We start from the raw sequence: 24,690 nt of genomic DNA on the forward strand, positions 1-24,690 counted from the left end.
TGCGGCCCACGGGCCCGAAAGCAGGTTTCCACCAAAACGGAGCCGTTCCCTTTTCAGGGCTGCGGGCCAGCGTCGGCTTCAAACCGAACGCTCCAAGCCTCCCGGCACGAACGCGCCGGGCATCTCCGACCCCGCAAGCAGCCCGCCGTTAAGTGGGGCAGGTTGGCTGCAATTGGGGCGCGCTTCTCCAATTGAAGCCGCCCTTTCCAACGCGCCTTTCCAGCCCGTTTCCTTGCCACCCCCTGCAAATACGCCATACAGCCGCTGGGCGGGATGCCACTTCCTCCGCGTCCTGCCCCGCAAAGGCTAGGGTTACGGCCCACGGGCCCGAAAGCAGGTTTCCACCACAACGGAGCCGCTCCCTTTCAGGGCTGCGGGCCAGCGTCGGCTTTAAACCGAACGCTCCAAGCCTCCCGGCACAAACGCGCCGGGCATCTCCGCCCCCGCAAACGGCCCGCCGTTGAGTGAGACAGGTTGGCTGCAATTGGGGCGCGCTTCTCCAATTGAAGCCACCCTTTCCAACGCGCCTTTCCAGCCGTTTCCTTGCCACCCCCTGCAAATACGCCATACAGCCGCTGGGCGGGATGCCACTTCTTCCGCGTCCTGCCCCGCAAAGGTCAGGGTTGCGGCCCACGGGCCCGAAAGCAGGTTTCCACCACAACAGAGCCTTCCCTTTTCAGGGCTGCGGGCCAGCGTCGGCTTCAAACCGAACGCTCCAAGCTTCACGGCACGAACGCGCCGGGCATCTCCGACCCCGCAAACGGCAACGCGCGGAAACGCTTTACCACGCCCTGCGGATACGCTACGTTCTTCATCGACCCTTTTCATATATCAAAAACGTACAGGCCCCATAAGATATTGCCCAGCGGAAAAATCAAACGCCTCCAACCATGCAGGATTCCCCATGCCAAGAACTTCCGCCCCGCACTTTTTCCTTGATCTCAGGGGCCGATCCATGCCGCATATGGCAATCTCATATATCTATGAATAACGGGAGGGCGAGGGTGAACCATTCCCAAAAGCCCGGTAAAGGTGTCGTACCTGGCGAGGATCCAAAAGCCGATTCCCTCCGCGAGCGTGTCTATCAATACCTCAAGGACGCCATGCGTGCGGGAAACCTGCGGTATGGCGAATTCCTCGATCAGGACAGCATTTGTGAAACCCTCGAAGTCAGCAAGACACCCTTGCGCGACGCCCTTATCCGCCTCGAAGCGGAAGGCTTCGTAACCATCCTGCCCCGCAAGGGCGTCTACATCAACCCCATCACGCAGGATTTCATCAAAAGCGCGTACCAAATCATCGGTTCCATCGAGGCCGACTGCCTCAATGAAGTCTTCGGCAAGCTCACCACCTACCATGTCCGGCAGTTTGAGGCCTCCAATGAAAGACAGTGGGAACTGCTCAAAAAGAACGACTATACGGAATATTATGATGAAAATATCCGTTTTCACGGCATATTCCTGTCGCTCTCCGCAAATATCCTGCTCGAACAGACGCTCATCCCGCTGCGCCGCCGCCTCTACGACTTCCCGCGCCGCCAGTATTCCTACGAATGGGAATCCATGAACCTCAATACACATCAGCGTTTCATCGATTCCGTCAAACTCGGCAACCGCGAAGCTGCCGTCAGCATCTTCCGTATTGAACACTGGTCTTATGAGGTTCACAAAAAATATCTCAAACTCTATTACGACTTCGATCAGAAGAAATGACGCCCCGGCGTTGGAGCAACCGCAAAAGGGAACGCCGTTCCACAACGGCCCTGCCATATATGCGGCTGTTTCATCTCCACAGCACGGTGAAAATATAGCCTTTTTCTTCAGCTTTCCCCTTGGCGGAATCCATACCTACGGCATTTTTCCGGTTACCCCTTTGAAACTTCAGAAAAAAACATCAGCCATTTTCTCTGGCACGGCCTTCCACAGTTGAGCCTGCAAGAAGCGGGAGGCTACGGCGCGTCCCTCCGGGGGACATTCGCTTTTCTAGGCCGTGTCGTCATTTTACATATAACCATTTGAAATTATTTAAAACAATCTTTTTGTGGCTTGAAAAATAGCTAAATAATTTCAATAGATTATATCAAACTAACGGCACTATCTAATGTATTTTGAAAAGCCGTGTCATAGAAAACGGCTGATGCTTTATTTCTTGAAATTCCAAGGAAATAACCAATAAAATCCCCCAATCATGGAGCCACCAGCGGAAAAATTGGAAAAAAGTTATATATCTTCAGCATATTGATAAAACAAAACAACCGTGTACTATGACAGAGCCTTTTGAAATGGCTGTGTTATAGAAAATGGTTGATGCTTTTTTTCTTGAAGTTCCAAAGGGATAACCGGAAAAAGGCCTTAGCCGTGAATCCCGCCAAAGGGAAAACCGGAGAAAAAAGCTGTATTTTCACAGCACTGTGGAGATGAAACAACCACATGCCATAACAGAGCCTTTGAAATCATTCAGCCGTCCTCTTGACTTGTCATGGCGCCATTCCATTGAAAACGTAAACGTCTCCCTCCGGGCTGGGAAACGCCATTGCCCGTTCATACACCCTTGCCGTTTTCTTTCCGGGAGAAGCGTTGAAGCCGCCAAACGGTCGGGGAAGCCCGGCCTTCCTTTTTTCCGGTCTTCCGATGGAGCGAGAAACAGGGCAAAACCATGAGGGCGGAAAGCCGGAAAAGATGCCATTGTGCCTTACGCCCAATGTTGATAAGGCAAGACCGGGCGGGGCCGCCCGTACTGGGAGTTCTACTTCATCTTTCTACTTCATCACGGACATAACTCCCCCTTTGGGAGGAGCCGCCCCGCCCACATGGGGAATTCTCATGCACCTTGTCCGCACAGCCAAGCGTGAGCGGAGCCGCCGCGCCCGCACGGGGAGTTCCGTTCCGAAACGGGGAGGCGGGGGGAGCCTGCCGGCACGCCGCCGGAATAGGGAGGCATTCATGGGCTTTTTTCTGGGGCTGTTTTCTTCCGCGACGTTCGGGCTGATCCCGCTGTTCACTCTGCCGTTGATCCACGACGGGGTTTCTCCGGCTTCGGTCTTGTTCTACCGATTCCTTATCGCCTCATTGACGCTTGGGGCCGTGCTTGTGCTGCGGCGGGAGCGCTTCCATGCCAGAGCAATCGATCTGTGCAAGCTGGCGGGCATGAGCTTCATGTATACCGCGGCAGCGCTGCTGCTTTTTTACGGCTTGAACCACATGCCGAGCGGCGTCGCCACCACTATCCAGTTCCTGTACCCCGTTATGGTCATGCTGCTCATGATCGCCTTTTTCCATGAGCAGTTTTCCCTGATCACGGCCTGTTCCATCATGCTTGCCGTGGCGGGGGTGGCCTTGCTTTCCATCGGGGGGGACAGCAGCAAGCCCGTCACCCTGCTCGGCGTGGGCATGATGCTCCTTTCGGGTTTCTGCAACGCCTTGTACATCACGGGGATCCACGTCGCGGGGATCAGGAACATGAACGGCCTCGTCATGACCTTCTACGTGCTGCTCTTCGGGGCGGCGTTTGCGTTCGCCAATGCCGTCGGCACGGGAACCTTCCAGCCCCTGTCCTCATGGTGGGAATTCATGATGGCAACCCTGCTCGCCGTAATCACGGCGGTGCTGCCCAACCTCACCCTCGTGCTCGCCGTCCAGCGCATCGGCTCGACCCTGACGTCCGTCCTCGGCGTCATGGAACCCCTTACAGCCGTTTTCGTAGGCATCATCGTCTTCAACGAACCTTTTACGCCCGCACTCGTCGGCGGCGTGCTCCTTATCGGCTCCTCCGTCACCCTCGTCATGCTCGGCAAACAGGTTCAGGCCCTCGCCCGGAAACTGCAAAGAAAAACAGCTTAACCCCACAGCCCAACGCATCCTTCAAAAAACAAAAGGCGGGGAAAACTGCTTTCTCCGCCTTTTCGCCGTTGCCGTGCCGCTCCGGATAACTCCAACGAGCCCTTTACGCCCGCACTCGTCGACGGCGTGATCCTTATCGGCTCCTCCGTCACCCTCGTCATGTTCGGCAAACAGGTTCAGGCCCTCGCCTGAAAACTGCAAAGAAAAACGGCTTAACCCCACAACCCAACACGCCCTTCAAAAACAAAAGGCGAGGAAAACTGCTTTCCCCGCCTTTTCGCCGTTGCCGTGCCGCCCCGGATAACTCCAACGAGCCCTTTACGCCCGCACTCGTCGGCGGCGTGCTCCTTATCGGCTCCTCCGTCGCCCTCGCCATGCTCGGCAAACAGGTTCAGGCCCTCGCAGGGGGGGCGGCACGCAGGAACATTTCGGATGCGCATGCCTCCCGGTTACATGGATAAAAGAAAAGGCTGTGTCATAGGAAGCGGTTGATACTTTATTTCCTCAAACTTCAGTTGATGTTTTATTCCTTCAAATTTCAAAGGAATAACCAATAAAATGCCCCCAATCTGGAGCCATCAGCAAAAATTTGAAAAACACATGTATTTTCATTATATTATAAAAACAACCGCATACTATGACAGAGGCAAAGAAAAAACTCTGTTCTTCTAAAAAGTGTTTAAATTGGCTCTGTCATACATGCGGTTGTTTCATCTCAACAGCGCGGTGAAGATACAGGCTTTTTATCCAGTTTTCCCATCGGCGGAATTCATAGCTGCGGAATCCATAGCCAAGGTATTTTGTTGATTATTCCTTTGGAATTTCAGGGAAAAAGCATCAACTATTTATGACACAACCTTTCTTATTATTTCAAAAATTACAAAATAAACCAGTTAGCAGAACGGAGTTAAGAAAAGATAGAAAAAGATGAAAAATAGAAAAGGCAGGGCCCCTTCATCCTTCTTACTTGAATGGCTTTGAAATGAAGGACTGTACGCACAAAGCCCGTCATACGGGGCAACCACCTCCCATATCACGGGAAAATGCCGAACAGGGATTCGATAAACGCAAAAGTCTTTGGAAAGGGATGGATGGGGTTTGGGGAAGGGAGGGAAAAGCTTTTCTTCAGAAAAGTTTTCCCTCCCTTCCCCAATGCTTCAAACAAACCGCTTATGCGCAGTCGTGCTTGTCCCAAGGCTCGCGGTTGTCGCGCTGGATGACGGACTCCATACGGACGAGGGCTTCCTTGAGCTTCTTGATTTCTTCCAGCTTGAGGTTGGGGTTCTTCATCACCTGATAGATGATCGCGCCGGTGCAGGACTCGTCGACGGGGATGTCGGCGATGGTGGCGATGGTCACGGCGATGTCCTGCGCATTGACGGCACGCCCGACGGTGCCCGCCTTGGCATTGACGGCAAGCCCGTAGAAGGCCGTGCCGGAAGCGGAAGCGACCACAACCAGCGTGCGGCGGTCGGCGGCTTCAAGGGCCGGGGCGAGGGCGTCCGCGCCTTCGACGATCACCAGCGCGGCGTCAGCTTCAAACGCGGCTTCGATGCCGGAGGCGTCGGCGCAAACCCCGCCGAGGGCGACGGCCAGTTCCTTGAGCCCGGCGGCATCCGCATGGGGCAGCACGGCGGCCTTTTTCTTCAGCTTGTCCAGCGCCTCGCCGGAACCGTTGAGATCAAGCGCATCTGCCAACACGAGAAGGGCCTTCTTTTCAGCCATGACGATATTTTCCTTATTCGACGGGCAGTAACCCGTTGTTGTTTGTCCCCCTTCCCACGCGGCGGGAACTCCCTGCCAACCGCGAAAGATGGGGTATTAAGAACGGCTCCGGCATAGAATATGGTTGTTTCATCTCCACAGTATGGTGAAAAGGGAGACTTTTTCCCTCATTTCCCCGTTGACGGACTCTCTGTTGAGGGATTTTATTGGTTATCCCCTTGGAGTTTCGAGAAATAAGGCATCAACCATTTCCTAATGGCACAGCCTAACGAACATCCCCTTTCCAGCCCGGCAGGAACTCCCGCCGCGCGGCCTCCCCGCCAGCCAAAACATTTGGGGGATGAGGGGCCGGGGAGGGGAGAAGGAGACACTTTCCAAAAGAGCCCCCCTCCCCCGGTTTCTTCATCCGCTCAGCCTACTTCACCAGATTGGGGTCTTCCATGATCTGGTAAATGGGCGCGCCTTCGGCGTCCGCGGGCACTGGGCCGCCGGTCATGTAGCAGAGGGTGGGCACGATGTCCGCCAGCCAGCGCGGGCGGGTGTAGCGGTAGCCCTTCTTGATGTTCGGGCCGCGGAACATGAGGAGGTTCTTGAGGCTGCCGCAGCCGGATTCGCCGGTGGGCAGGCCGTAGCCGTGTTCCGCCATATATTCCGGCTTGAGGACGTACACCACGTCGCCCGCCTGCGCGCCGCCCATGCCGAAGACATGCGCGTCTTCCCTGCGCACAGCGAGGAGCACGGGCCGCTCGCCGGTTTCGGGATGCTTGTAGTCGAGCAGGGCGTCGATGATCCGGCCGCGCACCTTCTCGTAATCCTCAGGCTCGACGATGCCGCCGGGGTACTTGCCCTTGAGGTTCACATACACGAACATGTAACGCTGCGGGACAGCAAGGGATTTGCTCACGTCGAGCACGTAGTTGAAGCCTTCGGTCTCTTCATAGATGTCCCAGTAGTTCTCGGACTTCTTGGGCTCGTAGGAACACAGGCCCGCTTCCTTGAGGGCGTGGGCGGTGTTCAGGATCGGGCCCATCGGGGTCGCGCCGTGGTCGGAACACACGCACATCAGGGTGTCGTCGCCCATGATGTCCATGAGGCGCCCAAGAAGGCGGTCTTCCACTTCGTAAATGTGGCGCTCCATCTTTTCGGCGCGGGCGCGGACTTCAGGGTCCTTGCTGTCCAGCTCGCTCAGCCAGCCGTGATAGAACCAGTCGATGGGGTGGGAGTGCATGTAGAACAGATCCCAGTCCGGGTTGGCCTTGAGCAGGGATTCGATGGTGTTCCAGAGCCATGCGCTGTGGAACTCCACCAGCTCGCACACGGTATCGGTGTCGATGATGCCGTGGAGGAAGGCCACCAGCCCGATGTCGTTCGCGGTGATGTGCTTGGAAAAATCAATCTGATCGGCGGCTTCTGGGGGAGCGACGAAACCGATGCGGCCCGCGATGCCGGAGATGTACAGCTTGAATTCCTCGGCGTCGTCGGAGAGCTGCATCAGCTTGCAGCGGAACACGCCCTTTTCGGTACGCCCGTCGGCCTTGATGGTGAAGTCATGCTGAACCGGCTCGCTCCATTCGCCGAGCTTGATGGTGAAGAACGCCTTCGAGTAATCCTTTTCAGGGCACAGGGCGATGCGGTCATAGCCGTCGTCGCCGCTTTCCCAAGCGAGGCAATACCACGTCTGGGCTTCGACCGGCTCGACGCATTCCTTAAAGACCATGTTCACGGCCATTTCCAGCGGTTCGTCGCATTCGGGCAGGTTCTTCCAGCCTTTGGCGTCGTCGAAGGAGCCCTGAACGCCCATCGGGTAAAATTCCGTGGAGATCACGCTTTCGGAAGCGAGGAATTCCTTGTGCTCGTTGCCGTGCAGGGGCCAGCGGGTTTCGGCGGGCGAGAGGCCCTGCCCCATGATCATGACGCCGTTCTTCATGTGGGAAGGCCACGACATGGGGTAGTTGACCACAATGCACTTCTTGCCGGTCTTGTCCCACGCGTCCCAGATGGTTTCGGCGGTCACGATGTCGGAGCCGAACGCCTGCGTGGTTTCCTTGTAATCGAGGCTGCGGCCTTCATGGTAATAGTAATAGTCCTCCACGCCGTGCGTGCGGGGATAGGCGCCCGTGCAGATGGTCGCCCAAGACGGCGGGGTGACGGTGGGCAGGTTGTAGCCTTCGGGGATGAAGCTGCCTTCAGCCATGAATTTACGGAAGTTTTCCAGCCCACCCTGCGCCAGCATGGCTTCCAGACGTTTCGGGATGAGGCAGTCATACCCAATGAGTGCGGCGCGCTTCGCTTTGTCTGCCATCACGGACTCCTTCTCTATTGCGGTCAAAGGTTCAGGGCCGCTTGCCGGCCCGGTGTGTCGTCGGCAAGGCTGTATCAAGATGCGTGCCAGATGCTTCCAAAGGCCCCGCAGGGCCGCTTTCAGGATATTTTGCTCCTTTTTGGACAATGCGCGGGGATGCACGGGCCCCGCTTCGCGGCGCAAAAGGCGACAACCTTGTCATAGGGCATTCATTGCCGGGCATAACATATGGAAATCATAATGGCTGAAAAGAAAAGCCTCCTTTGTCGCAAATGGTGACATAAATGTCGTATATGGGACATATGAAAGCATCTTTCATGCTAATTCAGTGTATTGAAAGAAAATGTTCCTTTTGGCACAATCTTGGCAACACCCTCAGCCAAAACTACGGCCCCGAATCAGACCGGGCTGAGGAGAGCGCATGAACCAAGCTACAGACAAAGGCAACGGCAACGATTTGCGTCCCGAGTGGGGGATCTTCATCCCTTCCGTATTGGTCATCATCCTGATCAGCATTCCAGCCGTCCTGTACCCCAAGGCCGCCGAAGAAGTGGTCGCCGCCATCTACCAGCCGTTCGCGGCGAACTTCGGCACGCTCTACCTGTGGATCACGGTGGGGTTGATTGTCCTGTGCGTGTATTTCGCGTGCAGCCGGTACGGCGACATCAAGTTCGGGGACCCGGACGAGAAGCCGGAATTCCCCCTGTCCTCATGGATAGCCATGATCTTCTGTTCCGGGGTGGCCGGGGCGGTCATGTTCTGGTCGATCATCGAGCCCTTGTGGGACATCGTGCAGCCCCCGCAATACGCCGCGCCCATGAGCACTCAGGCCTATGACTGGGCCCTCGCCTACCTGCTGTTGCACTGGGGGCCGAACGCGTGGTGCACCTATTTCATCACCGCCCTGCCCATCGCCTACATGTTCCACATCCGCCGCAAGCCGTTCCTGCGCATCAGCTCCGCCGCCGACATGATCATCGGCAAACAGAAGGACGGCCTCATCGGGCGCTGCGTGGACGTGTTCTTCATCCTCGGCCTGATGTTCTGCACCGCCGTGACCATGTGTATCTCCCTGCCCACGGTGGAGGCCGCGCTGGCGCGGGTGTTCGGCATCACGCCCTCGTTCGGGCTTGAAATCGCCATCCTGCTCGTGAGCGCGCTGCTTGCGGGCGTCACGGTGTACCTCGGCCTCAAGAAGGGCATCAAGCGCCTCAGCGACCTCAACGTGATCATCGCGCTCGCCATGGTGGCCTACGGCGCGCTGGTCGGCCCCACGGCCTCGCTGTTCGACATCTTCACCAACGCCGTGGGCAGGATGCTCGGCAACTTCTGGAACATGACCTTCTGGACAAACCCGTTCTCCGACGGCTCCTTCCCGCGCGACTGGACCATCTTCTACGCCCTGTTCTGGGCGGGGTACGGGCCGTTCATGGGCCTGTTCATCGCCCGCATCTCACGGGGGCGCACCGTCCGCGAGGTCATCGGCTGGGGGATGTTCGGCACGGTGGCGGGCGGCTTCATGATCCACGGCGTGTTCGGCTCCTATACCCTGTGGGCGCAGTACCACGGCATCATCGACGCCGTATCCATCCTCAAGGCGCAGGGCGCGCCCGCCGCCATGATGGCCGTCATCGACACGCTGCCGTTCAGCAAGGTCGTCATGCTGGTCTACTGCGCCTTCTCCACGATTTTCCTCGCCACCACGGTCAATTCCGGCTGTTACGTGGTTTCCGCCACCGCAACCCGCAGGATGCCCGTGGACGCCGACCCGCACCGCTACCACTGTACGTTCTGGGCCGTGGCGCAGGGCCTGCTGGCGCTTGGGCTGCTGGCTATGGGCGGCCTTGAGGTGGCGAAGATTTTCGGCAACTTCTCCGGCGCGCTGATGGCTCTTCCGTCACTGCTCCTGACGGCCTGCTGGCTGAAGATCATCCGCGAGGACGGCAAGGAACTGCTGCATACCTACCGGGCCAAGGACTGACGCCCGACGCGGAACCAGATCCAGCAAAAACCCGCCCCATGTCCGGCAGCATAGGGGCGGGTTTTGCGTTTCTGTGCGCCGCATTGCCGTGGTGCGCAAGCCCCACGCCCCCGAAAAATCCCTTTCCCATGCCTTGCGGCGAATGTCCTTTGTCGACGCCTGGCTAGCGTTTACGCCGGATTATGGAGGGCTGGGCCCGCCTTTTTGCGGCCTTGCGGCTCCCCATCAAAACACGTAACGTCATCGCAGGCCGCCTCCGGGCGGGAGATCCCTTCACGGCTGGCGCGCCGCCATGCCGGAGCGTCCCGGACAACACAAAGGAGCCCTGATGCGCAGTCGCCTTTGTCCCAAAGAGGCGTTGTTCACGCCGAGCTTTATTGCCGTCTGTTCCGCGAACCTGCTTTTCTTCATCGCCAGCTTCATGATGGTGCCTGTCCTGCCGATCTACCTGCTCGACGGCCTGCACGCCTCCAAGTCCGTCGTGGGCATCATCCTTTCCGCGTACATGATCGGCGCGCTGGTCATGCGCCCCATCTCCGGCTTTCTGGCGGATCAGTTCCCGCGCAAGATGCTCTTCCTCGCCTGCGGCATCCTGTTCGCCGCCCAGTTCGAGGGGTACCTGCTGTTCAAGGCGCTGGCGCTCGTGGGCATCGTCCGGGCGCTGCACGGCATGAGCTTCGGCGCGCTTTCCACCTCCGCCGCCACCCTCGCCGTCGACGTCATCCCCATCGCCAAGCTCGGCACCGGCATCGGCCTGTACGGGATGATGGGATCGCTCGCTATGGCCCTCGGCCCCATGATCGGCATGCTCGTCCTTGAGGCGGGATCATACGACGCCGTGTTCATCACCGCGATGGGCTGCGCTGCGGGCGGCGTCCTGCTCGGCCTGCTGGTCAGGAAACAGCGCGTGACCCTCAGCCGCGGCGAAAAAATCTCGCTTGACCGCTTTTTCCTGAAAAAAGGCACCTACGCCTTCATCGGGCTGGTGCTCATGGCCTTCGTGTATGGGCTGCTCGTCAACTACCTGTCCGTCTTCGCCCGCGAACGCCACGTCATGGCGAACCCCGGCTACTTCTTCCTGCTCATGTCCCTTGGGCTCGTCCTCAGCCGCCTTTTTGCGGGCGGCATGATCGACAAAGGCTACATCGGCCGGCTCATCCTCGGCGGCAAGAGCGCCATCCTGCTGGCTTCCCTGCTCTTCCTCTTCGTGCCCACGGAAACCGTGTTCTTCGGCTCCGCCGTGGCCTTCGGGCTCGGCTTCGGGATGATGTCGCCTTCCTACCAGACCCTGTTCATCAACCTTGCCGAACCCACCCGGCGCGGCACGGCCAACGCCACCTACCTCATCGCGTGGGACGTGGGCATCGGCGCGGCCGTACTCCTCGGCGGGCTCATCGCGGAAATATCCAGCTTCGACCACGCGTTCATCCTCGGCCTGATCATGCTGTTCTTCTCCGCCGTGCTGTATATGAAGGTCATCGGCCCGCAGTACGAAAAAAACAAGCTGCGCTGAGGCCCCCGGCCCACGCGAAAAGGGTGGGGCTGTTTGGGACGATCCGATCCCGGCCCCACGGAAAGGGCGGGGCCGCACAGTGCCGCCCCCTGTAAAAAAACGGACGCCCCGCCAACGCGGAAGGCACCCGTTTTCCGATGTTCCGCCCCAATCCAAAAGAAACCGGAATACGCAGGGATTCGATAAGATAAGACCGTGGGAAATGGCTGAGGTTTTCTCCACATTCCAGAGGGATGACCAACAAGCTGCCACAGCCGTTAGACCGCCAGCGGGAAATGGGGAAAAAGGCCGTATTTTCACCGTGCTGCGGAGATGAAACAGCCGCATCCTATGTCGGAACCTAAAGCGGGGGCCTTTGGAAAGGGGGAGAGCCCGGCAGGGGTGGGAAGATGGGAAAGATTCCCCCCAACATAGGGATTCGATAACATAAGGCCGTGCCACAGGAAACGGTTGGGGCTTTCTCCATATTCCAAAGGGATGGCCAACAAGCTACCACAGCCGTTGGGCCGCCAGCGGAAAACGGGGAAAAAGGCCGTATTTTCACCGTGCTGCGGAGATGGAGCAGCCGCATCCTATGCCGGAACCTAAAACAGGGGCCTTTGGAAAGGGAGAGGGCCCGGCAGGGGTAGGAAGGATGGGAAAGATTCCCCCCAACATGGGGATTCGATAACATAAGGCCGCGCCACAGGAAGCGGCTGAGGCTTTCTCCACATTCCAAAGGGATGACCAACAATCTGCCACAGCCGTTGGGCCGCCAGCGGGAAACGGGAAAAAGGCCGTATTTTCACCGTGCTGCGGAGATGGAACAGCCGCATCCTATGCCGGAACCTAAAGCGGGGGCCTTTGGAAAGGGGCACAGCCCGGCAGGGGTGGGGAAGGGAGGGAAATGCCTTTCCTCAGAAAGATTTCCCCCCTGCCTTTCCCTCTTTTCCCCGTTTTCCGCTCCAGGCCGTGTCGTCAATTAGATATAATCTATTGAAATTATATAACGATCTTTCAAGTCACGAAAAGATTATTTTTAAATAGCTTCAAATAGTTACATATAAAACGACGACACGGCCTAGGGAAGCTGTCCGTATACGACCCTATTGTCCACGATGGCCGCGGCGAAGGTGATGCCCTTGAGCCGCCCGACCGGGGCTTCCAGGATGTCTTCCGAGGGGATCACGAAGTCCGCGACCTTGCCGGGCTCGATGGTGCCCCGCCACGTTTCGCTGTGGCTGAACAGCGCCGCGTAGGAGGTGTAGGCGCGCACGGCCTCCAGCGTGGAGATGCGCTGATCCGGGCCAAGCACCGCGCCGCCCTTGGTTTCACGGTTCACGGCGGTATGGATGGAGAGCATGGTCATCTGCGGCAGCACCGGCGTGTCGGCGTGGAGCGAGAAAGGCAGGCCAGCCCGCACCGCGCTTCCGGCGGGGTCAAGGCGCGCCGCCCGATCCGGGCCGAGGAAGATGTCCCGGTGCCGGTCGCCCCAGTTCCAGACGTGCAGCCCGTAGAACGAGGGCAGGATGCCCGCCTCCTTCATGCGCCGGACATGCTCGTCGGTCGCCATCTGGCAATGGATGATCAGATGCCGGGCGTCCTTGCGGGGGCAGCGGGCCTGCGCCCGTTCCACCGCCGTGATGATGGTTTCGATGGCCCCGACGCCGTTGCAGTGGATGGAAAGCTGGCGGCCCCGCGAATGCCAATGGTAGACCATCTCGTCCCAGTAGTCCTGCGTGCCGATGATGCCCGGCCTGAGCGAGGGGTCGAAGAAATACCCTTCGGGGATGGCGGCGGTCCCGGCCTGGATGGAGCCGTCCGCAAGCGTCTTGACCGCCGAGTACTGCACGAAGCGGTTGCCCGGCCCGTCGAGGAGGCCCGTGGGCTCCAGCCTGCGGAAAGGCTGCTCCATCGTCGCCAGATAGACGCGCATGTTCAGCTCGCCGGATTCGTACAGCTGGTTATAGGTGCGGTACACGGTTTCGGCGCTCAGGTTGCCGATGCCCACCGCCGAGTCGTGCGCGGAAGTGAAGCCCTGCGCGTTGTACTCCGCCACGCACTCGCGGACGAGGGCCTTGTGGCGTTCCTGATCCAGCGCGGGCATGAGTTCGCCCATGGCCTTGAAAGCCATCTCTTCCGCAATGTACCCGTTGGGCAGGCCGTCCTTGCCGAGGAACACGTTCACGTCGTCGAAAGGCGCGTCCGGGTTGACGCCGATGCGCTCCAGCGCCTTCGAGTTGGCGTAGCAGGTATGCCCCGAAATGTGGAAGACCAGTACGGGACGGTCGGGCATCACCGCATCAAGCTCCCGCTTGGTCGGGCCGCGCCGTTCGGGGATGTCGGTATCGTCGAAATTGTAGACCACAATCCCGTCGTCGCCCCGCACCCGTTCGGCCTGCCTGCGGATCAGGGGGTACACGTCCTCGAGGTGCGCGATGCCCGGACAGCGGCAGTGCGTTTTCCACATGGCGTACAGCGAGGCGTGGCTGTGCGTGTCGATGAAGCCGGGGTAGAGGGACGCGCCCTTGAGGTCGACGGTCCGGCAGCCGGGCCCGGCCAGCGCCGCCAGCCCGTCCTTCGAGCCCACGGCTTCGATGACGGTCCCGGCCACAAGCACCGCCTCGGCAATGCTCCCGGCGGCGTCCATCGTGACGATCCGCCCATTCGTGTACAGCGTCTTTTCAATGCACCGCATAAGGAACTCCTTGACAACACATGAGAACCGTTCAAAAAGCCAGCACAGCGAGCCCCGGCCCGCGGCTTTGGAGGGCTTGCCGCAGGCGAGCCTGAAAGACTAACCACACGGTACACGGCGAAGGCGATGGGCCGCAAGCTGAAAAAGGGCGCGGCGGCCTCGGAATCCAACACGGGAAACGGGCGGGCCCAGCCCCGCACGGCAACGGAACTTGATGACGGGCCCATCATCCGTTCCATCAATGCCCGGCCCCGCATGGGGGCGGAACGCACATTCCATTATCACACGATACGGCGTAGTATGCGGAAGGGGCCCCGGAAGCGTGCCCCTTCCGCCTTCCCTGCCCGCCGGCCTGAATTGTGCGGGAGGGGCGCCGCACGGCAGGGAAGGAGCCGCTCCCAAAGCAGCGATCCGGATCAAGGCCGCGGGGTGCCTACGGCAGGGAAGGGCCTCGCGTTTCCCTCCGGGTATCCCCACCCGCCATACCGGCCAACCACAACGTGACGCCACGGTTCACGACAGGAGAAAACACATGCGCACACTGCTCGCCAACGCAACCGTCATTACCATGAACCCCGCGCGGGATGTTTTGGACACGGACATCCTCATTGAAAACGGTGTCATCGCGGACATGGGGCCGGGGCTGGCCGGACGCCCGGAAAACGCCGATGCGGAACGGATCGACCTTTCCGGGCGCATCGTCATTCCGGGCCTCATCCAGAGCCATATGCACGTCACGCAGTCGCTGTTCCGGGGGCTGGCCGACGAAATGGAACTCATGGACTGGCTCCAGCGCCGGATCTGGCCCCTCGAAGGCGCGCACACGCCCGAAACCAACGCGGCGGCCGCCCGCCTCGCCGCCGCCGAAGGGCTGCGCAGCGGGGTCACGGCCTTCATCGACATGGGCACGGCCCATTGTCAGGACGCCATTTTCGAGGCCATGCGCGACGTGGGGATGCGCGGGCTGTTCGGCAAGTGCATGCTCGATATGGGCGGCACGGACGTTCCCGCCGCGCTCATGGAGGATACCGAAACCTGCCTCCGCGAGAGCGAACGGCTCATGAACCGCTGGCACATGAGCGCGGGGGGCAGGCTCCGTTACGCCTTCGCGCCGCGCTTCGTGCCCTCGTGCACGGAAAAGCTCCTCACGCGCACCCGCGATATGGCGAGGGCCAACGGCGTGCGCCTGCACACCCACGCCTCAGAAAACAAGGGCGAGTGCGCCTATGTGGAAAGCCTCGTCCACATGCGCAACCTCCGCTACCTGCACTCCATCGGCTACACCGGGGAGGACGTGATCCTCGCCCACTGCATCTGGATCGACGACGACGAGATCCGCATCCTCGCGGACACGGGCACCCATGCCGTACACTGCCCGTCCTCCAACATGAAGCTCGCGTCCGGCATTGCCCGCATAGACGAGATGCTTGCCGCCGGGTGCCGGGTGGCGATCGGGCTCGACGGGGCCCACAACCATATGGATGCACTCGTGGAACTGCGGCAGGCGGGCATCCTCCAGAAGGTGCGCACCAACCGCCCCACGGCCCTGTCCCCGCTTCAGGCGCTGGAAATGGCCACCCTCGGCGGTGCGCGGGCGATGGGGCAAGAGGACGAGCTCGGCTCCCTCGAACCCGGCAAGAAGGCCGACCTTGCCGTCATCAACCCGGACAGGCTGAACATGGCCCCCCGCATCGGGCGCGATCCGGTGGCGCAGGTGGTCTATCAGGCCACGCACGAGAACGTGGAAGCGACCATGGTCGACGGCGTTTTCCTGTACCGGGACGGGAAATATGCGTCCCTCGATCTCAAAGAGTGCCTGCGCGATGCGGAAAACGCCTGCGCCCGGATACTCCGCAGCCCGGACGTCGCGCCGCTGTTCGCGCACTAGGCCGTGTCGTCATCTTGCATGGAACAATTTAAAATGGCTGTGTTATAGAAAGTGGTTGATGCTTTTTCCCTGAAACTCCAAAGGGATAACCGGAAAAGGCCTTGGCAGTGGATCCCGCCAAGGGGAAAACTGGAAAAAAGGCTGTATTTTTCACCGCACTGTGGAGAAGAAACAACCACATATTAGAACAGAGCCTTTAAAATTATTGAAGGCAATCTGTTGCGGCTTGAAAAATAATGGCTGTGTCCTAGAAAATGGTTGATGCTTTTTTCCTTGAAGTTCCAAAGGAATAACCGGCAAAATGCCTTGGCTATGAATTCCGCCAAGGGAAAAGATGGAGAAAAAGTCTGCATTTTCACCGCGTTGTAAAGATGAAGCAACCATATACTATGACAGAGCCAAAATAATCAAATGGATTCATTAGATTATATCTAATTGACGACACGGCCTAGGGCCTGTTCACACAACCGGGAATAAACATCATTTACAAATGGTTATCCTCATTTTTGAGCGATGCTGAATGTTCCTTCCAATCCGCCTCAGTCATGGGAAAAATGCAGCATAGTGTGAACACGCCCTAGCGGGGAGGCCCGTTTTGCCGCCCCTAAGATGGGGCAACGCCCCGGCGGAGGTGAGAACCCTGCCGGGGCGTCCCGTGGTTCCGTAATTGCGGGGACGCGCCTCGTTCAAAAACGAGCCTCCCTGCACCAGCACGTGTGGTTCCGCAATTGCGGGGACGCACCCCTGCGGGGCTGGGTGGTCAATCCTGCACCTCTTTTTTAGATCGTGTCGTTATTTTACATACAATTATTTGAAATTATTAAAAAATATTTTTATAGCTTAAATATAGTTAAATAATTTCAATAGATTATATCTAATTGACGACACGATCCGAGGCTTTTTTCCCGCCCATCAATTCTTCCCCGCAGCACAGGATTTTTTTCTGTAATGCTTGACAGTAAAAAACGTTTTTTTTAGAAGCCAAAGCTCCTTCGGAGGATTGGCGCATGCGCGGCGCACAGTTGGATAAGAAGTGTCTTTTGACACTCTTATCCTTTTTTTTGGCTTTTCCGACTTTATTGGAGAAAAACCATGAAGCTACGTCTTCCACAAGCATCGATTTTAGGCTGTCTTTTCTTTTTCCTCTGTGCGGGTATAGTTTACGGATTATTTTCTTCGCGTCTGCCTGCGATTAAAGCACAAACCCAAGCCGACGAAGCACAGATTGGCTTGGCCTTGCTTTCATTAGGGGTTGGATCCGTTATCGGGTTCATCGGCGCAAGCCCTTTGCTTCGGCTTATTCAGTCTCGGACAATGTTAAAGACTATAAGTGCCGCACTGCTTTTGGTGCTTATGCTTATCGGGTTTTCTTTTTCCATTGCCATGTTATATGCGGCATGTTTTTTATTTGGTTTTTGTACCGCATTATTTGACGTATGCATGAATACCCAGGCGATATTGCTTGAAATAAAAACACGCCATGCTTATATGTCTGTAATGCATGCCTTTTATAGTGTCGGATGTTTATCCGGCTCTTCAATAGGGGCCCTATTCGCATCTTTGGACATCACCGTTTATATCAATTATGCCCTTTCCGTGATAGCGCTCTTCTTTTTTTGGCATTTCGCATCGTCCCATCTGCATGACGACATACAAGCGGCTTCACATGAGAAAAAGAAATATAAAATTCCGCCATTTATCATCTTTTGTGGCCTCATGGCGCTGTGCGCCTTCATTTCCGAAGGAAGCGTAGCCGAATGGGGAGGGATCTTTCTGCATACGGTCAAGGGTGCGGACGAAGGGGTATCAGCTTTAAGCTTCGGCGTATTTTCAGCACTCATGGCATTAGCAAGGTTATTTGGCGACCGCATGCGCGAATATTTTGGAGACTTTCCGCTATTATTCGGCGGAACAATAGCAGCAAGCGCAGGCATGTATATCGTGCTTGAATCACCTTGGCCGACAGTATGCCTTATCGGTTATTCCTTTATTGGGTTGGGCCTTGCTCCCGTCATGCCCATTGTTTTAAGCCGTGCCGGTGTTTCCGGCCTCATACCGCCTAACGACGCAAGCGCAATAGTGTCGCTTTTTGGGTACAGCGGGCTGCTTATCGTGCCTCCGACATTAGGATTTCTTGCCAATAACATCGGCCTTGACAAGGCATTGCTTTTACCTCTTGCCCTTTGCCTTTTGCTGGTGGGAGGGAGTTTTGCCTTCAAAGCGGTGCCGAAATCGTCTTAGGCGCGGGGCATCGGCGTTTCGCGCTGCCCCTGCCTGCCCCGCCGGGGCTGATGGGCCGTATGCCCGCGCTTTCAGTGGGGCCGGGCTTGACGGCCTTTGCCACGGCTGGCTTTGGCATCGGCTTTGAAGCGGCCCCCCTACCTGCTGCGGCGGCTGGGGGGCCTTGTATTTGGCGTTGATGCTGCGGACGGTTCCCGCCATAGGGCCTTCAGGAGCGGCGTCCCCGCCCGCTTCCCGGCGGGCCGCCCCGCCGCTCCGCACGGCGGAAAGGCGGCTATGGCCGGAAGCCATGCCCTGCGGGGTTTCCCCATCTTATTGGAATGGGAATCAAGGATGGAGGAAGGATGGAGGCCGGAAATCCCGCCCCCGCAGGGGGTTCCACCTTGCCGAGATCTTCTTTGGCAACGCGCAGCCGGAAGCCCCGCATCCGTAGGGTTTCCCCCGATCAGGGCAACCGCTGGATCGGTTGGAAGGAGGAAGCCCCACACCTGCAAGGGTTCACCGTACCTGCTGGCAAAGCCTTTTTCAGTTTTCCTGTTGATGGACTCCACCGGTTCTCCCCCGTACCTGCTGACGAAGCGCAGCCGTCCGTAGGAAGCCCCACCCGCAAGGATTCCCCCTTGATCGAGCAGGAAAAGAACGTGTCAAAGTCGGAAGCCCCGCATCCGCAAAGATTCACCCCCATCGTGGTCGCTCGGCACCGCTTCATCGTGGAAGCCCGCACCCGTAGGGATTCCTCCAGTGTTAGCCGTGGGAATCTTCTCAAGCGTCAGGAAGCCCCACACCCACAGGGGTTCCTTCCTCCCCCTGTTCCCCCGGCGGCGGGCGGCGGGAAGCTCCACGCCCGCAGGGGTTCCCCTTGGATGAGGCTGCTTTCTGGAGCGAAGAGAGGGGAGCCCCGCCCTGCAGGGGATTCCCCTACGGCCTCACCCCGGTCATTGAAGGGAGTCCCGGAAGCCCCACACCCGCGGGATTCTCCCCATCTTTTTTTGCAGGCCCCGCGGATCAAGCTGCCGGAAATCCCGTACCCACGGTATTCCCGCCAGCTCGGTAATCCTGCAAGCCCGTCGTTGCGCGGGAAATCCCGCGCCCGCAGGGTTCCCCTCTTTTCCGGGAAAGGCGCGGGGCTGTTTTCCGTCAAGCAACAGGGGCGGACGGGGAATAGCCCCTGCCGTGGGAAAGGACTGATGCCTTCTTCCTTGAATCCTAGGGAATAGCTGGCAACGTGCCTCAGCCATGAATCCCACCGACGGAACACCTGAAGAAAAAACGTCATTTCAGCATAGTGTAGAGGTGAAACAACCACATGCCGTGGCGGAGCCAAATATTTTTGGGGAAAGGGCACACGAGGCTTGCGTCAACTAATATATTAGTATATCACTACCCCAACAGCAAGGAATGCCAGCATGATCAGACTGAATACGAACCCCGGCCTGTTGAGGACGGCCGTTTACGAGCGGATCCTCTCGGATCTCCAGCAGGGGATCATCGTCCCCGGCGAGGCCATCAGCCTGAACAAGCTGGCCGAGGCCCTCAACATCAGCAAAACGCCGCTGCGCGACGCCCTGTTGGAACTTCAGGCGGAAGGCTTCGTGACCCTCTATCCGCAGCGCGGGGTCATGGTAAACGTCCTTTCCGAAGAGGAGAAGCGGGAGATTTATGAGGTGTGCGGCGTGCTTGACGGGCAGGTCATCCGCAACGTCTTCCCCCGCATGACGCCGGGCCACATCGCCCGCCTCAAAGAGCTCAACGCCCGAATGCACCCCGGAACGCAGAACATTTCCAGCGACGAGTACAACCGCATCAATCTGGCTTTCCACGAGACGTACCTTGAGCTGGAAACCAGCGCCCTCCTCAGGAAGCTCCTGCGCATCAACCGGCTGCGGCTGTTCCAGTTCTCCCAGAGGGACTGGGGCAAGGCGTTCTGCGCGGCCGACCACGCCGAGCACGGCCGGATCATCGAGCTGTTTGAATCCGGCACCGCCGAAGAGCTTTCCCGCTACGTCACGCAAGTCCATTGGTCGTTCAACTGGCAGCAAGGAACCGAATCATGAGAATCAGAGACATCGCGCGCATCGAAGGGTTCCCCTGCGGGGAATACAACGCCGTCACCGACGTCAAGGGCGTGCGCGTGGGGCATTCCACCGTCATCAAGGAGGGGCCGGGCCCCATCGAAGGCATCGCCCGCACGGGCGTCACCGTCGTGCTCCCCGCCGAGGACATCGTGGAAAACGCCATGTATGCGGGCGTGTTCAGCCTGAACGGGAACGGCGAGCTTTCCGGCTGCCACTGGATCGAGGAATCGGGCCTGCTCACCACGCCCATCGCCCTGACCAACACGCACAGCCTCGGCGTCGTGCGCGACGCCATGATCAGCTATTACGCCCAACGCCAAAAGACCGACGGTTCCTCGTACTGGATGCTCCCGGTCGTGGGCGAGACATGGGACGGCTGGCTTTCCGACATCAACGGGATGCATGTGCGGCCTGAGCACCTGTACGCCGCGCTCGATTCGGCGGCCTCCGGCCCGGTGGCGGAAGGCTGCGTCGGCGGCGGCACCGGCATGATCCTCCACGAATTCAAGGGCGGCATAGGGACAAGCTCCCGCGTGCTCCCCAAGGAGCTCGGCGGCTATACCGTGGGCGTGCTCATTCAAGGCAACTACGGCAAGCGTGAGGATCTGCTCATCAACGGCGTGCCCGTGGGCAGGCACATCCCCACCTCGCGCATCCCCGGCAAGGAACAGGCGTCCCAGCCCATGCCCAAAGAGGACGGCTCGATCATCATCGTCGTCGCCACCGACGCCCCGCTTACCCCTGACCAGTGCAAGCGGCTGGCCCGCCGCGCCGGTCTCGGCCTCGGACGCACCGGGGGCCTCGCCTTCGACGGATCGGGAGATATTTTCATCGCCTTTTCCACCGCCAACCGGCTTGGCAACAACGCCGGGGGCGGCCCGCGTGAGCATACCGTGCGCACCCTGTCGCACGGCTGCATGGACCCCCTGTTCCGCGCCACGGTCGAAGCCACCCACGAAGCCATCGTCAACGCCATGTGCGCGGCGACGGACACGGACGGCATCCTTGGGCGGCGCATGTACGCGCTGCCGCTCGACGAGGTGCGCGGGATCATGCGGCGTTACGAATCCCTCTAGAGGCCGCCGCGCCGCACCCCCCCGCAACGGGCGCGGCGGCCCCCCCTTATCCCCGGAAAGGGATGGGCGGAGCAATGTTTGAAGAGCCCGGTTTTCACCGTGAGACAACCTCTTGCCAAAAAAGGGCGCTCCTATACGGGAGCGTCCCACATAAACAAGGAGTCCCTTATGTGGAAGCGCTTTTTAGGCATCATGGCTGCAACCCTTTGCGTGTTGAACCTGACCGTGGGCAGCGCCTTCTCGGCTGATCTCGTCAAAGTCCCCACCGCATGGCTGGACGAGCACGAGACGTTCCTGATGTGGTACGCCAAGGGAAAGGGTTGGGACAAGGAAGCCGGGCTTGACATCGAAATGAAGCTGTTCAACTCCGGCCCGGACATCCTCAACGCCCTGCCCGCCGGTGAATGGCGTTTCGCCGCCGTGGGCGCCCTGCCCGCCATGCTCGGCAACCTGCGCTACGGCACCTCCATCATCGCGCAGGCCAACAACGAGGCCGCGCTCTGCACCTCCGTCGTCGTCCGCGCCGACAGCCCCATCGCCAAGGTCAAGGGCTGGAACAAGGACTACCCCGAAGTCTACGGCAGCCCTGAAACCGTGCGCGGCAAGACCTTCCTCGCCACTACGCTGACCTCGTCGCACTACGCCCTCAGCACATGGCTCAACGTCCTCGGCCTCAAGGACAGCGACGTGGTCATCAAGAACATGGATCAGTCGCAGGTCGTGGGCGCGTTTGAAAACAACATCGGCGACGGCATCGCCATCTGGGCCCCACACACCTTCATCATTCAGGAAAAGGGCGGCGTGGTCTTCGCGGGCGACATCGTGCACTGCAAGAAGTCCAACCCCATCGTGCTCATCGCCGACACCAAGTACGCCGAAGCCCATCCCGATGTGGCCGCGAAGTTCCTCAGCGTATACATGCGCGCGGTGGATCTCATGAAGAATACGCCGCCCAAGCAGTTCGTCGAGGAATACCAGAAGTTCTATCTGGAGTTTGTGGGCAAGGAATACAACTACAATCAGGCCCTGCTCGACCTTGAGACGCACCCCGTCAGCAACCTTGACGAACAGCTCGCCATCTTCGACGACTCCAAGGGGCCGAGCCAGGCGCAGCTCCACCAGTCCGACATCGCCGCCTTCTTCTCGAACGTGGGCCGCATCACCGCCGATGAAGCCGCCAAGGTTTCCGACGGCAAGTATGCGACCGGCAAGTATCTGAAGCTCTTGAAGGAACAGCAGAAGTAGTCGGGATAGGGAAGATTTGGGAGGAAATTGGGGAGGGGAGGGGGAACCTTTCTGAAGAAAGGCTTCCCCCACCCCTCCCCCTCCCAAGACTTTTACGTTTATCGAATCCCTGTCCGCGAGCCTGCTTCGGTACGGGCTGCTTTTGGGATAAGGCGCATTGCGCTGGGGAAGAGCGTTGTCCGGGGAAAACGGGCCTGCCGGTTGCCCCACCCCTTTCAGAAAGGCTCTGTCATGGCATAGGATTGCCTTATTTTTGCAGTATGTGGAAAATAGAGACTTTTTCTCATTTTTTTCGCTGATGGGCTCCAGATTGGGGCATTTTATTCGTTCTTCCTTTGGAACTTCAAGAAAGAAAGCATTAACCGTTTCCCATGATACAGCCTTTAGGAAAGCAGCCATGAGCGTACCCCTTGCCGGAGCCCTCTCCCAAGACTTTTGCGTTTATCGAATCCCTGTCCGCGAGCCTGATTCGGTGCGGGCTGCTTTTGGGATAAGACGTATTGCGCTGGGGAAAAGCGTTGTCCGGGGAAAACGGGCCTGCCGGTTGCCCTGCCCCTTTCAGGAAGGCTCTGTCATGGTATAAGGTTATCTTATTTTTGCAGTATGCGGGAAAATAGAGACTTTTTCTCATTTTTTTCGCTGATGGGCTCCAGATTGGGGCATTTTATTCGTTATTCCTTTGAAATTTCAAGAAAGAAAGCATTAACCGTTTCCCATGATACAGCCTTTAGGAAAGCAGCCATGAGCACATCCTTTGTCAGAGGGCCCCTCCTCATCCTTCTTGGGGCCTTGTGTTTCAGCACCACGGGGACTGTCCAAGCCCTTGCCCCGGAAGGGGCGACGCCCTATGTCATCGGCGCGCTGCGTATGCTCGTCGGCGGGCTGTCCCTGCTCCTGTGGTGCGCGTTCCGGGGGGATCTGCCCCGGTTCTGGCATTGGCCCATGCGCTGCGTCATCCCCTCCGCCTTTGCCCTGCTCGGCTTCCAGTTCTTCTTTTTCCGGGGCGTGCTCGAAGCCGGGGTTGCCGTGGGCACCGTGGTCGCCATCGGCTTCTCGCCCATCGTCGTGGCCCTGCTCGGACTGATCTTCCTGCGCGAAAAGCCCGCCAAGGCATGGTATCCCGCCACCGGGATCGCCCTGATCGGGCTGCTCCTGCTCAACGCCGACGCCGTGGACGGGGCCAGCTTCGCGGGCATGGCCTTCCCCCTGCTCGCGGGATTCTCCTATGCCTGCTACTTCGTGTTCAGCAAGCCGCTGGCCCAGAACGCCTCGCCCGGTTCCGTCATGATGGTTCTGTGCCTCCTGAGCGGGCTGTGTATGCTGCCCGTCTTCTGGATCTACCCGGTTGCATGGCTGGCGACCCCCGTGGGCGCACTCGTGGCCCTGCACCTTGGGGCTGTAACCACGGCCATCGCTTTTTCCCTCACCCTCGCCGGGCTCAAGGTGACGCCCGCCGCCACAGCCTCGACCCTCAGCCTTGCGGAGCCCCTCTCCGCGGCCTGCCTTGGGATCTTCTTCCTCCATGAGCCGTTGTCACTGTCCGCCGCCGTGGGGATTGCCCTCATCTTCGGCAGTGTCCTCATCCTCGTAGCCTGCCCGTCCGCCCAGCCGTCCAGCGGAAAACTCGCCCCCCGCCCGCAAGGGCAATGACGGGGATGGCCCCGCGTGCCCCCAAAGGCATGTGTGGCCTTCCCTTGTTCGCGGGGTTTCCTTTCTCTGCCGGAGCTGCCCCTTTTCCGTGTGGAGCCTTGCCCGCTCGCGGGGGGCCGCCGATGAGGACATGCGAGCCGCCCTGCCCGGCGTGAGCCTTCCCCTGTTCCCTCCAACCGGGATGCTGATACCTCGGCTTTCCCCGCCTTTCCCCCATTTGTGGGGTTCTTCCATAGAAAATGGTTGATACTTTATTTCTTGAAAGCCTTTACCCCCACTCATGGGGCTCTTCCCTTCATTGCCCCATACAAAAATCTTGGGAGGAGCCTTCACCCCACTCGCGGGGGTTCTTCTGCTACAGCAAGAAAGCTGTTGCCGCTTGTCCAGCTTTACCTCGCTCGCGAGGGTTCTCCTCCTCAATGCCATTCTTAAGAATAAGGATTTTCGGCTCTCCCCCTGCTCGCGGGACTCTCCCATG

16 protein-coding genes are annotated in these 24,690 nt (G+C 58.9%); 10 read left to right on the top strand and 6 right to left on the bottom strand.

From position 1 onward, the window contains the following. Positions 1 to 1,004: 1,004 nt before the first annotated feature. Together ACZM8Y_RS01285 and ACZM8Y_RS01290 are read left to right on the top strand one after the other, a co-directional pair. Positions 1,005 to 1,712 (top strand): GntR family transcriptional regulator, encoded by a 708-nt coding sequence (locus ACZM8Y_RS01285; protein WP_479859238.1) that lies wholly within the window; start codon positions 1,005 to 1,007, stop codon positions 1,710 to 1,712. A gap of 1,110 nt (positions 1,713 to 2,822) precedes the next feature. Further along, positions 2,823 to 3,839 carry a DMT family transporter gene (locus ACZM8Y_RS01290; RefSeq protein ID WP_482334724.1) on the top strand — a complete coding sequence of 339 codons (1,017 nt, stop codon included), beginning with the start codon at positions 2,823 to 2,825 and terminating at the stop codon, positions 3,837 to 3,839. A 212-nt stretch (positions 3,840 to 4,051) separates the two neighbouring features. On the opposite strand, the gene ACZM8Y_RS01295 is transcribed toward ACZM8Y_RS01290, so the two are convergent. The 3 genes from ACZM8Y_RS01295 to ACZM8Y_RS01305 all read right to left on the bottom strand — a co-directional run bounded on the left by ACZM8Y_RS01295 (position 4,052) and on the right by ACZM8Y_RS01305 (position 7,866). After that, positions 4,052 to 4,279 carry a hypothetical protein gene (locus tag ACZM8Y_RS01295; protein WP_482334726.1) on the bottom strand — a complete coding sequence of 76 codons (228 nt, stop codon included), beginning with the start codon at positions 4,277 to 4,279 and terminating at the stop codon, positions 4,052 to 4,054. 730 nt (positions 4,280 to 5,009) lie between these two features. After that, positions 5,010 to 5,564, bottom strand: coding sequence for a hypothetical protein (locus ACZM8Y_RS01300; protein ID WP_479860002.1), 555 nt, complete (start codon positions 5,562 to 5,564; stop codon positions 5,010 to 5,012). A gap of 415 nt (positions 5,565 to 5,979) precedes the next feature. After that, the gene (locus ACZM8Y_RS01305; protein WP_489501509.1) at positions 5,980 to 7,866 is read right to left on the bottom strand and encodes an alkaline phosphatase family protein; all 1,887 of its coding nucleotides are present in this window, start codon (positions 7,864 to 7,866) and stop codon (positions 5,980 to 5,982) included. A 421-nt stretch (positions 7,867 to 8,287) separates the two neighbouring features. On the opposite strand from ACZM8Y_RS01305, the gene ACZM8Y_RS01310 reads away from it, so the two are divergent. Next, entirely contained in the window at positions 8,288 to 9,847 is a 1,560-nt protein-coding gene (locus ACZM8Y_RS01310) for a BCCT family transporter (RefSeq protein WP_482333434.1), read from the top strand. 328 nt (positions 9,848 to 10,175) lie between these two features. Then, complete coding sequence (locus ACZM8Y_RS01315) at positions 10,176 to 11,360, top strand: MFS transporter (RefSeq protein ID WP_302552659.1); 1,185 nt, start codon at positions 10,176 to 10,178, stop codon at positions 11,358 to 11,360. 1,060 nt (positions 11,361 to 12,420) lie between these two features. Here ACZM8Y_RS01315 and ACZM8Y_RS01320 read toward each other — a convergent pair. After that, positions 12,421 to 14,037, bottom strand: a complete 1,617-nt coding sequence (locus ACZM8Y_RS01320) for an amidohydrolase (protein ID WP_482333432.1) — start codon at positions 14,035 to 14,037, stop codon at positions 12,421 to 12,423. A 532-nt stretch (positions 14,038 to 14,569) separates the two neighbouring features. Between ACZM8Y_RS01320 and ACZM8Y_RS01325 the strand changes: the two genes are divergently transcribed. Next, positions 14,570 to 15,925, top strand: a complete 1,356-nt coding sequence (locus ACZM8Y_RS01325; protein WP_482333430.1) for a 5'-deoxyadenosine deaminase — start codon at positions 14,570 to 14,572, stop codon at positions 15,923 to 15,925. Between the two features lie 150 nt (positions 15,926 to 16,075). Here ACZM8Y_RS01325 and ACZM8Y_RS01330 read toward each other — a convergent pair whose 3' ends face one another. Further along, on the bottom strand, positions 16,076 to 16,309 hold the full coding sequence (locus ACZM8Y_RS01330; protein WP_487480195.1) for a hypothetical protein: 234 nt from the start codon (positions 16,307 to 16,309) through the stop codon (positions 16,076 to 16,078). A gap of 490 nt (positions 16,310 to 16,799) precedes the next feature. After that, positions 16,800 to 17,036, bottom strand: a complete 237-nt coding sequence (locus tag ACZM8Y_RS01335) for a hypothetical protein (RefSeq protein WP_487480194.1) — start codon at positions 17,034 to 17,036, stop codon at positions 16,800 to 16,802. Here ACZM8Y_RS01335 and ACZM8Y_RS01340 point away from each other — a divergent pair. The 5 genes from ACZM8Y_RS01340 to ACZM8Y_RS01360 all read left to right on the top strand — a co-directional run bounded on the left by ACZM8Y_RS01340 (position 17,018) and on the right by ACZM8Y_RS01360 (position 24,212). After that, entirely contained in the window at positions 17,018 to 18,166 is a 1,149-nt protein-coding gene (locus ACZM8Y_RS01340) for an MFS transporter (protein WP_482333428.1), read from the top strand. The genes ACZM8Y_RS01335 and ACZM8Y_RS01340 overlap by 19 nt on opposite strands. 1,406 nt (positions 18,167 to 19,572) lie before the next feature. Next, complete coding sequence (locus ACZM8Y_RS01345; protein WP_482333426.1) at positions 19,573 to 20,220, top strand: GntR family transcriptional regulator; 648 nt, start codon at positions 19,573 to 19,575, stop codon at positions 20,218 to 20,220. Continuing rightward, a complete protein-coding gene (locus ACZM8Y_RS01350) occupies positions 20,217 to 21,317 on the top strand; it encodes a DmpA family aminopeptidase (protein WP_479858754.1) in 1,101 nt (366 codons plus the stop codon). Before ACZM8Y_RS01345 ends, ACZM8Y_RS01350 begins: the two co-directional genes overlap by 4 nt. 168 nt (positions 21,318 to 21,485) lie before the next feature. Then, the gene (locus ACZM8Y_RS01355) at positions 21,486 to 22,562 is read left to right on the top strand and encodes an ABC transporter substrate-binding protein (RefSeq protein ID WP_479858753.1); all 1,077 of its coding nucleotides are present in this window, start codon (positions 21,486 to 21,488) and stop codon (positions 22,560 to 22,562) included. 741 nt (positions 22,563 to 23,303) lie between these two features. Continuing rightward, the gene (locus ACZM8Y_RS01360; RefSeq protein ID WP_482333908.1) at positions 23,304 to 24,212 is read left to right on the top strand and encodes a DMT family transporter; all 909 of its coding nucleotides are present in this window, start codon (positions 23,304 to 23,306) and stop codon (positions 24,210 to 24,212) included. The last annotated feature ends 478 nt before the right edge of the window (positions 24,213 to 24,690 follow it).

The organism is Bilophila sp. (assembly GCF_057864385.1).

Coding starts and splice junctions, on each gene's coding strand:
- ACZM8Y_RS01310 (WP_482333434.1), top strand. CDS start 8,288: ATGAACCAAGCTACAGACAAAGGCAACGGCAACGATTTGCGTCCCGAG.
- ACZM8Y_RS01320 (WP_482333432.1), bottom strand. CDS start 14,037: ATGCGGTGCATTGAAAAGACGCTGTACACGAATGGGCGGATCGTCACG.
- ACZM8Y_RS01345 (WP_482333426.1), top strand. CDS start 19,573: ATGATCAGACTGAATACGAACCCCGGCCTGTTGAGGACGGCCGTTTAC.
- ACZM8Y_RS01355 (WP_479858753.1), top strand. CDS start 21,486: ATGTGGAAGCGCTTTTTAGGCATCATGGCTGCAACCCTTTGCGTGTTG.
- ACZM8Y_RS01305 (WP_489501509.1), bottom strand. CDS start 7,866: ATGGCAGACAAAGCGAAGCGCGCCGCACTCATTGGGTATGACTGCCTC.
- ACZM8Y_RS01325 (WP_482333430.1), top strand. CDS start 14,570: ATGCGCACACTGCTCGCCAACGCAACCGTCATTACCATGAACCCCGCG.
- ACZM8Y_RS01350 (WP_479858754.1), top strand. CDS start 20,217: ATGAGAATCAGAGACATCGCGCGCATCGAAGGGTTCCCCTGCGGGGAA.
- ACZM8Y_RS01330 (WP_487480195.1), bottom strand. CDS start 16,309: ATGGTTGCTTCATCTTTACAACGCGGTGAAAATGCAGACTTTTTCTCC.
- ACZM8Y_RS01295 (WP_482334726.1), bottom strand. CDS start 4,279: ATGCGCATCCGAAATGTTCCTGCGTGCCGCCCCCCCTGCGAGGGCCTG.
- ACZM8Y_RS01315 (WP_302552659.1), top strand. CDS start 10,176: ATGCGCAGTCGCCTTTGTCCCAAAGAGGCGTTGTTCACGCCGAGCTTT.
- ACZM8Y_RS01360 (WP_482333908.1), top strand. CDS start 23,304: ATGAGCACATCCTTTGTCAGAGGGCCCCTCCTCATCCTTCTTGGGGCC.
- ACZM8Y_RS01340 (WP_482333428.1), top strand. CDS start 17,018: ATGAAGCTACGTCTTCCACAAGCATCGATTTTAGGCTGTCTTTTCTTT.
- ACZM8Y_RS01300 (WP_479860002.1), bottom strand. CDS start 5,564: ATGGCTGAAAAGAAGGCCCTTCTCGTGTTGGCAGATGCGCTTGATCTC.
- ACZM8Y_RS01290 (WP_482334724.1), top strand. CDS start 2,823: ATGCACCTTGTCCGCACAGCCAAGCGTGAGCGGAGCCGCCGCGCCCGC.